This is a genomic window from Nostoc sp. NMS7, from assembly GCF_017115085.1.
Lineage (GTDB): Bacteria > Cyanobacteriota > Cyanobacteriia > Cyanobacteriales > Nostocaceae > Nostoc.
Window position 1 is genome coordinate 24,776 of the sequence record NZ_JABXKJ010000203.1, and the last position, 7,253, is coordinate 32,028.

The window sequence follows — 7,253 nt, forward strand, 5'->3', positions numbered from 1 at the left end:
TATATCGGTTGATCTCTTTAATATTTTTCTATTAATGAATTCAAACATAAGTTGGAGATGTGGCTTGCTCCACTCCCAACTATTTCCAGATTGTATCCTGATTTTATAATTACTAATTTGATCCATTGCCACCGACGTTTCTAAAAAATTGCAGAAAAGATTGGACATTGAAGAAAGGTTGGGTAATGGTAGTCAGTAAATTAGTAATCTTACTGATCAGGTTCCGACCAACAACAATAACATCATTATCTTGAAGTGGCACATTTTGAGAGGCATCACCGCCTAGAGCTTTTTTAGCATCAAGTTTCTGGGTAACAGCTTTGCCTTGTTCAGAATCAAAGCGAACCAGAGCGATATCCCGGAGATTAGCAGAGTCGAGATTTACTCCTCCCAAAGCATCTACAAATGTACTGCCGTTAGGCAACGCTTGAGTGGTAAAACCTCCCCCAGCGTAGTTTAAAACTCGGACTCTAATCTGTGGTGTGGCCAAGGATGAACGTGCTACTAAATTGCGGTCATAACCATCATCATTACCAACTTCACGACGGGGCACGAGTACCGCATCTCCATCTTGTAAGCGTAAATTAGGGATTGAACCGCCATTTTGCAGTGCTGCATATAAGTCAATCCTTTGTGAAATCACCGAACCATCGATTAACTTCCGGCGTACTTGCACTTGTCGCAGGTCTGCATTCAACGTTGAACCACCAGATATTAGCAAGGCATCAGCAACGCGGGGTGTTGATGAATTAATCGGATAAATTCCTGGTTTAAATATTTCCCCACTAATAGTAACTTGAACTGGTCGCGTCCCTGCCAAGGATACTACCACGATTGGATCTGGTACAACGCGACTCAAACCCAAGCGAATTTTTTCTTGAGCTTCTTCCAAAGTTAAACCTTGTAATGACACCGTTCCCACTTGCGGCACTACAATGTTACCTTCTGGACTAATTGCAGCTTGAAAACTGAGGTCTTGACGCTGCGTTGCTAAACCTAAAACTATTACCGGATCAACTACATAACGATTTAAACCCAAGCGAATTTTTTCTTGAGCTTCTTGTAAAGTTAAACCTTGTAAGGAAACTGTTCCCAGTAACGGCACCACAATATTACCTTCTGGGTTGATTAAAGCTTGAAAGCTCAAATCTGGAAAGCGCTGAACTGAAACGCTAATTCCATCTCCTATTCCTAAGCGGTATGGGCCAGGAGGACGCTGAAGCACAACGCCAATTACATCTCCTGGCCCCAAGAGGTAGCGGCTGAGTTGGGGGGAAATTTCGTCATTTGCACCTGGAGGCACAACCTCAGTACCTGGCAGTGGCGAGGGGGGTTGCGCTGGTGATTGTCCTTGAGATGGAAAAGGCAGGGCAACGACAAGTTGGATAGGTGTTGTTAAGAAAACTCCTATTTGAAGACTGACAAAACACAGGGCGCTGAATCCACGCATATAAGAACTGGGATCTATGAACATCGGTGCAGGAAATACTGATATAGGAATTAGTCGCGCCGAGTGGCTATTTTACCTATGAATGTCCTAAATGTATCTTCTATCTCCAAGTATTTACCAAGAAGAACAGGAGAGTTTACCAAAATTTTATTTCTAACTTCATAATTAATATTGTTAACATCTTTTAGCTCAGTTTCAGCCTGAACGCAATTTATTGAGATACTGTTGATGAATCTCTGGACAAAGGTATATGTAACAGACTCTACAAAGGGCCTGCCATGAATACAGTTTGCACTGTTTCACCTATAGACTGAGCTAAAGGCCAAGATGTTTCTACTTGCCCCAAAGGTTCCATTGGAATCAGAATACTGACGGCCACCCAAGGAGTGCGTTGCTTATGCCACTGTGCCAATTGATCCGCCAAAAACCAGTGTAACGGTGAGGGATTTCCGCCGTCTGGCATAGCGTACCATTGCAAGACAGCGAAGGTTTGCTGTGGTGTGGAGGCACGAAAAAACCTAGCTTCTACTTTAGTTTCAACATTAGAAGTCAACTTTGCAGGCGGTTTCACAGTAAATTCAGCAGAGCGAGATTGAGCTACATCCCACTTTCCCCAGCGTGACCTTCCCCAGCCATTAACCTCTGCCCACTCTACCTCTGGTTGGTCCATCGGCCCATTTTGGGGCAGCAAAAGCAGGATTGCCTGGGATGGAGAACCTTCTTTTTTAATTACCTGCAAAGACCATTTATGTTCGCCAATTAGCTGTTCTGCTTGTTCAATGGTTTGCCAACCAGGAAGGGTTAACCCAGTCTTGCGGATTTGTTTTAATTCCTTGAGGGTAGTAACTGGTGGCAGCTGTTTCCATTGCCAGTGTCCTGTCAGGTATCCGGGAACCCCTCCTATTGCTAGCAGCAGTAGTAATAACAAGAGTGCTGCTACTTGACTCAATTGGTTTTGCTTGAAAAACTTGGAGAAGGAAATCATCAGTAAAATTTATAATACTTAGGCAAAATTTTACTTCATAAAATTATACTATGAGTTCAGTAATATTTATGACTTACGCATCAGCGAGGAAAAATTAAGGGTGATGAGGGAGATGAGGGAGATGAGGGGGACAAGGAGAATAATTCATGCCCAATGCCCAATACTTCTCTTCTTAGGCTGCGCCAACGACTTCGCTACTTCGACCCTTCGACGTAGGCTCAGGGCAGGCAAGCTCAGTACAAGTCAGTACAAGTGCCCAATACTTCTCTTCTTAGGCTGCGCCAACGACTTCGCTACTTCGACCCTTCGACGTAGGCTCAGGGCAGGCAAGCTCAGTACAAGTCAGTACAAGTGCCCAATGCCCAGTGATTCTAACTTTCTGCTTCTTGCTGTGTTTCTAGAGATGCTGAAAAATAACTATTAATCCAATTCAACAAGGGCACTAATGACACCAGCATACAAGCAGAGTAAAGATCACCACCCCAACCCTGATGCAACCATGTAAAAGCCGCTTCTTGACCTGTGCCGTGAAAGAAAGTCAGTAAAGTATTACGAATGATATTGGCACTAGTACTAACGATCGCAGCAATAGATAAAAACGATATGGTTGTGGGGCGTGAAGACAAACCATCTGTCCAATAAAGCAACATCAAGCCTACGTAGAGAGTCGTAAACAACATTTTCAGCCCTGCACAATAGGGCGCAACTTCCACAATCCGTCCTCCCACGTAGAGATTTGCCTCAGACACGGTTACTTCCATACCAAATTGATTCAGTATGAAGCCTGCGGTGCCAGCGATGAAGCTTTGGAGAGGCATGGTATAGGGAGCAATGAGATAGGGTACTGCTGTTGGGGTTGCCAGAAATACTAATAGCAGGGGGAATCCTTGCGATCGCAAACCTGAGATTCCCTTAAACCACAAGCATAATCCCGCCAGTATAAGGGGCAAGGAAAGGTTAACCCACTCTGTAACACCGCTAAGATAAAACACTGCCCCTAATAACAAGAAAACAGCGCCCAAAGGATGGCTGGTATCTGGCAAACGTTTCCACTTTTTCCGGTTGAGCCAGCCCAGATAAGCAGCAAATGGTAAACCGATAATCCCGTGGCTGAAATATTCGTGTTCTGTACTGATATTTTTGTGCAGCCAACCATCCAACCAGTGCAACAATATCGGAGCATAAAGCAGCAGCAAAACGCCTAAAATCGCTAGATTTAATAAGCCTGATGCGTCTCTGTTTTTAATCTGTTGCTGGAGTGCCATGATTTTCAGTAATTTAAAAACTTTGGGTATTAGTCATTTGTCATTTGTCATTAGCAAAGAATAAAGAACAAATGACTATCTTAACGAAAAAATAGGCATGAATTAGCTTCAGGCAACCACGGTACTAAGGTCAGCAGGAGATAGGTTATCTGCCTTATAACTCGTTGAAACTGCATGAGCGATCGCAGCGACAACTTCTTTGATTTGGCTACTACTCAAACCAGGATACATCGGTAATGATAATATCTGCTTTGACAGTTTTTCGGCTTGGGGAAAATCCCCAGGCTGATAGCCTAAGTTGGTGAATGCTGGCTGGAGATGACAAGGAATTGGGTAGTGAATGCCAGTTTGAATTCCTACTGCTGTAAGTTTTTCCTCTAGTTGCTGGCGTTTGATTGGGCAAGAATCATCAACTTTAATCACATAAAGATGATAAACGTGTCCTGTACCACTTTGGTTTTCCATAGGGATAATGCCAGCAGTTGCCAAGGGTGCTAGTTGAGCATCATACTGCTGGGCAATAGTCAAGCGATCGCGATTCCACTGTGGCAAATATGGTAGTTTCTGGTGCAAAATCGCTGCTTGCAAAGTATCCAAGCGGCTATTCGTACCTGCTTCAGTATGAAAATACTTTTGCGATGCCCCATAATTTCGCAAGCGCCGCATCTTCAGGGCGACATCTGAATCTCGTGTCAGCACCATTCCTCCATCCCCAAATGCTCCCAAATTTTTGCTGGGATAGAAACTAAAAGCTGCTGCTATTCCTACTGAACCAGCGTGATATCCGTCTCTTTGGGCGAGGTGTGCTTGTGCTGCATCTTCAAAAATTAGTAGTTTGTAGGTATCGGCAAAGTTGAATAGTTCACTTGGTGATACCATCTGACCATAGAGATGCACAGGGATAATTGCTTTGGTATAAGGCGTAATTGCCTTTGCTGCTTCTCTTAAGTCAATTAAAGCGGTTTGGTGATCGCAATCTACCAGAATTGGCTTGGCACCAGCACGTAGCACCCCAATTAAGGTTGCAATAAAAGTGTTTGCTGGTAAAATCACTTCATCGCCAGCACCAATATTACACGCTTGCAATCCCAGAGCGATCGCATCTGTTCCTGATGCCACACCAACTCCATATTCTGCCCCAGATACTGCCGCAAATGCTGCTTCAAAATCTGAGAGTGCTTGCCCTAAAATAAAATCTCCCCGTTCCAATACAGATTGGATTGCATCTTGTAATTGCATTTGAATTGGTTCGTGTTGTAACTTCAAGTCTACAAAAGGAACTCTAATAGTCATTTTATTCATTATCAATTGTCCTCAAAAAATATTTCATCCTCTGCAAAAAATAGAAAAACCCGCTCTATTTTCAGCGTGAAATTGTAATAGGTTCAATCTATCGGATCAAGAGTTATATCAACTATCTATGATTGTCCGCGATCGCTGCTAGCTGTTATCTGTAAAAATAGCTATAAAGATTACATAAATATAATTTTTGTAAGTAAATTTACGTTAAAGATTGCCAGAGGAGTTTTCCCTTCTGTTGCTATTGTATCCTTAGGATTAGCTTACCCTGACTGAATCAAAATTTAACGCAGTCTGATTGCAAAATCTCAAGCAAGCGAAACTACACCCCTGCTAAATATATAACATTCAGCACAAGTAAATACTAAGTAGTAAAGACCGCTTTGCCGACTTAATCGAAGGGGTAAAAAGTTTTTGTCCCAAACTTGTTTGTCAGAGGCAAAATTAGGGAATGCTTAAAGATAGGAATTGATAACCTAGAAATAGGACTTGGATCAATTACAGTATCGAGAAATTATTAAGGTAGCAGTGGCAATGGTAGAGCCTGAAAACAAATTATTTGCCCTAAAGGATGGTTGGGATTCTCCTGAATCAAGAGAACAACAACGCCTCAAAGCTTTGTCAGATTTAGGTTTGCGGCAAGCAGAAACGATTCCGGTTTTTGAAGAAGCCACACAGACTGCTGCCCACTTTTTGGAAGTACCAATTTCCATTCTGGGATTTATAGATCAAGAACGCCACTGGTTCAAGTCGGCAGTGGGCTTATCTAGGCTGGGATTAATGAATCATTTGGCACAAAGCCGCCAACTCTCACGCCGGGAATCCTTTTGCACTCAGGTAGTAGAAAATTCTCAATTATTTGTAATTAATGATACGCATAAACTTACAGATCCAGTCCTTGCTAGCAGCAAGTTGGTACAGGATTATGGTATCCGTGCTTACTTAGGAGCGCCACTGATTGATGCTGAGGGGAATTGTTTGGGTGCATTGGCGGTGATGGATTTAGTGCCGCGCAATTTTACACCGCGAGACATTGAGTTTTTACAAATCATCGCTCGTTGGAGCATGAGTGAATTTGAGCGTAACCGACTCCTGCAAGGGAAACTCAAATCAAGGACTCCCAAGAACACTCCGATATTTTCACTCAATGACGAACCTAACGCTGAGATTAAAATCACCCCACCCACTAAAGATAGCGACTCTGTTTCTACCAAGCAATTGAAACTGGAACTTTTAGCCCAGCTAACTCACGAGTTACGCACGCCCTTAACATCTGTACTCGGTATGGCTAGTGTTTTAGGACGTGAGATTTATGGGCCTTTGACGACAAAGCAGAGAGAATATTTGGAAATTATCCAACACAGTGGTCGGTACTTACTTTCCCTAGTAAACGAAATTACCGAACTAGGAGCTATGGATGAAAACGCTACTGTGCTGAATGTAGCTCCTGTGGATATCGAAATGCTATGCCAACAAGCTATCAATACCCTTGAAGAAGTGGCTAATCGCCGCGAGCAAGATATTCGCCTCTCTATAGAACCGGGACGCAATCGCATTTGGCCTTTAGATAAAGACAAGGTACGGCAAATCCTCTATCACCTGGTTTTCAGTGTGATTCAACTTGCGGCTACAGGTAGCGTTGTTCGTATCCATGTCTCTTACAAGGAAGATATACTCAACATTACTATTTGGGTTTCCCATCCTTGGCTAGGCGACGGCATAACTGAGGTTGATCCCTACTTCCGTCTTAATTCTTTATCGCTGCTGGATCTGACAGGTGAGGTAGCAACTTACAATACTCTTGCAGAAAGCCAAGAGCAACCAGATACTTCATCAGTAACAGTGGACAATTCCAAAAAATTGAGTGATTCCCATTCAAAATTCTTTGCTACTAGTTCAGGTATAAATTTAGCTAAATCACACGGAAGTCTTTCTCGTGAAAGCTTGGGTCTATTGCTAAGTTGTCAGCTAGCAGAGTTGCACGGTGGACAAATTTTGATTCAAGGTTCACCAGAATCAGGATATCGTTACGTGCTTTCTTTGCCATTGCAACTGCCGACTCCCTCAAAAGGAAGTAGCGATGTCTGATTATATGGGGATTGGGAAAGACGTATTTTCTATCTATTTGTTGTGTACTAAGTACAACATTTACGGCTATTTTCAGGTAAATAGACCACGCGGTAGGGGCACAGCAATGCTCATTGGTGTCAACTTAAGTTAAAAGATGTAATCTAGGAGCATTGAAGCAGATGTT

6 protein-coding genes are annotated in these 7,253 nt (G+C 43.0%); 2 read left to right on the forward strand and 4 right to left on the reverse strand.

Going from position 1 to position 7,253, the window contains the following annotated elements; translation table 11 throughout:
* Positions 1–112: 112 nt before the first annotated feature.
* The 4 genes from HWQ38_RS22950 to HWQ38_RS22965 all read right to left on the reverse strand — a co-directional run bounded on the left by HWQ38_RS22950 (position 113) and on the right by HWQ38_RS22965 (position 5,002).
* Entirely contained in the window at positions 113–1,474 is a 1,362-nt protein-coding gene (locus tag HWQ38_RS22950) for a polysaccharide biosynthesis/export family protein (RefSeq protein WP_292798195.1), read from the reverse strand.
* Positions 1,475–1,712: 238 nt separating this feature from the next.
* Positions 1,713–2,435 (reverse strand): cyanoexosortase B system-associated protein, encoded by a 723-nt coding sequence (locus HWQ38_RS22955; protein ID WP_292798197.1) that lies wholly within the window; start codon positions 2,433–2,435, stop codon positions 1,713–1,715.
* A gap of 371 nt (positions 2,436–2,806) precedes the next feature.
* A complete protein-coding gene (crtB, locus tag HWQ38_RS22960; RefSeq protein ID WP_292798199.1) occupies positions 2,807–3,700 on the reverse strand; it encodes a cyanoexosortase B in 894 nt (297 codons plus the stop codon).
* A 108-nt stretch (positions 3,701–3,808) separates the two neighbouring features.
* The gene (locus HWQ38_RS22965) at positions 3,809–5,002 is read right to left on the reverse strand and encodes a DegT/DnrJ/EryC1/StrS aminotransferase family protein (protein WP_292798201.1); all 1,194 of its coding nucleotides are present in this window, start codon (positions 5,000–5,002) and stop codon (positions 3,809–3,811) included.
* 531 nt (positions 5,003–5,533) lie between these two features.
* Here HWQ38_RS22965 and HWQ38_RS22970 point away from each other — a divergent pair.
* Both HWQ38_RS22970 and HWQ38_RS22975 read left to right on the forward strand, forming a co-directional pair.
* Positions 5,534–7,087 carry a GAF domain-containing sensor histidine kinase gene (locus HWQ38_RS22970; RefSeq protein WP_292798209.1) on the forward strand — a complete coding sequence of 518 codons (1,554 nt, stop codon included), beginning with the start codon at positions 5,534–5,536 and terminating at the stop codon, positions 7,085–7,087.
* Complete coding sequence (locus HWQ38_RS22975) at positions 7,080–7,220, forward strand: hypothetical protein (protein WP_292798203.1); 141 nt, start codon at positions 7,080–7,082, stop codon at positions 7,218–7,220. Before HWQ38_RS22970 ends, HWQ38_RS22975 begins: the two co-directional genes overlap by 8 nt.
* The last annotated feature ends 33 nt before the right edge of the window (positions 7,221–7,253 follow it).

Coding starts and splice junctions, on each gene's coding strand:
- HWQ38_RS22950 (WP_292798195.1), bottom strand. CDS start 1,474: ATGTTCATAGATCCCAGTTCTTATATGCGTGGATTCAGCGCCCTGTGT.
- HWQ38_RS22955 (WP_292798197.1), bottom strand. CDS start 2,435: ATGATTTCCTTCTCCAAGTTTTTCAAGCAAAACCAATTGAGTCAAGTA.
- crtB (WP_292798199.1), bottom strand. CDS start 3,700: ATGGCACTCCAGCAACAGATTAAAAACAGAGACGCATCAGGCTTATTA.
- HWQ38_RS22965 (WP_292798201.1), bottom strand. CDS start 5,002: ATGAATAAAATGACTATTAGAGTTCCTTTTGTAGACTTGAAGTTACAA.
- HWQ38_RS22970 (WP_292798209.1), top strand. CDS start 5,534: ATGGTAGAGCCTGAAAACAAATTATTTGCCCTAAAGGATGGTTGGGAT.
- HWQ38_RS22975 (WP_292798203.1), top strand. CDS start 7,080: ATGTCTGATTATATGGGGATTGGGAAAGACGTATTTTCTATCTATTTG.